Origin of the sequence: Pseudomonas sp. (assembly GCF_050739655.1) — a bacterium.
GTDB lineage: Bacteria > Pseudomonadota > Gammaproteobacteria > Pseudomonadales > Pseudomonadaceae > Aquipseudomonas.
In genome coordinates this window covers 1-1,222 of record NZ_JBOIBY010000203.1, presented here as the reverse complement: position 1 = coordinate 1,222, position 1,222 = coordinate 1, and the positions used below count along the sequence as shown (strand labels likewise).

Genomic DNA, 1,222 nt, shown 5'->3' with positions numbered 1-1,222 from the left:
TCGCCCGAGCCCTGGCCATGCGGCCCAAGGTGATGCTGTTCGATGAACCCACCTCGGCACTCGACCCGGAACTGGTCGGGGAAGTGCTGCGGGTGATCCGCTCTCTCGCCGAAGAAGGCCGGACCATGATCCTGGTGACCCATGAAATGGCTTTCGCTCGCGATGTCTCTTCCAAAGTCGCCTTCTTGCATCAAGGGCTGATCGAGGAAACCGGCACGCCCGACGAAGTGTTCGTACACCCACGCAGCGAGCGTTGCCGGCAATTCGTCAACGCTCATCAAACTCGCTAACACCTCATAAAAAGACGGGAAAACACCATGGGAAATCGACGTTTTGCACACTGGTTGACCGGCGCTGCCTGCGTATTGCTGGCCGGCATGAGCGCGGCGCAAGCGCAACCGATCCGCTTTGCGGTCGCGGCTGAACCCTATCCGCCGTACACCGAGAAACAGGCCAATGGCGAATGGAAGGGGTTTGAAGTCGACCTCATCCATAAGCTGTGCAGCGAGATGAAAGCCGAGTGCGAGATCAAGGAAGTGGCGTGGGACGGGATCATTCCGTCGTTGTTGGCGAAAAAGATCGACGTGATTTTCTCGTCGATGTCGGTGACCGAAGAGCGTGAGAAGCAGATCGCCTTCAGCAAGGCCTACTACGACTCGGCGGTCGCGGTGGTCGGTCCGAAAGAGGCTTCTGTTAAAAAGTACCCGGATGACCTCAAGGGCAAGACCATCGGCGTACAGAACTCGACGGTGAGCGCCAGTTACCTCAAGACCTATTACGAAAAAATTGCCGACGTTAAGTATTACGACACCCAGGACTCGGCCAACGCCGACCTGATTGCCGGCCGTCTCGACCTGATGATGGCCGATGGCACGGCCATGGCCGCCTTCGTCAAAACCCCGGATGCAAAAGACCTGGCCTACCTCGGCGCGGTGCCTTACGACCCGATCTTCGGCAAGGGCGTGGGGGCTGGTTTGCGCAAGGACGACACCGAGCTCAAAGCCAAGCTCGACAAGGCGATCCAGGAGTTGTTGGCGAGCAAGGACTATGACGACCTGTCCCAGTGTTACTTCGGTACCAGCGTGAAGCCGACGTTCTGACCGTTAGACGCGCTCCATTACCTGTGGGAGCGAGGCTTGCCCGCGAAGGGGCCGGCACATCCAACATTGATGTTGCCTGATCTACTGCCTTCGCGGGCAAGCCTTAATGCCAGTCAGTTAAG

At 58.3% G+C, this 1,222-nt stretch carries 2 protein-coding genes; both read left to right on the top strand.

The genetic code is table 11. From position 1 onward, the window contains the following. On the top strand, positions 1-290 hold a 290-nt coding region (locus ACRESJ_RS09750), incomplete at its 5' end, for an AAA family ATPase (RefSeq protein WP_431757726.1). A 27-nt stretch (positions 291-317) separates the two neighbouring features. Then, on the top strand, positions 318-1,100 hold the full coding sequence (locus tag ACRESJ_RS09745) for a transporter substrate-binding domain-containing protein (protein WP_431757725.1): 783 nt from the start codon (positions 318-320) through the stop codon (positions 1,098-1,100). The last annotated feature ends 122 nt before the right edge of the window (positions 1,101-1,222 follow it).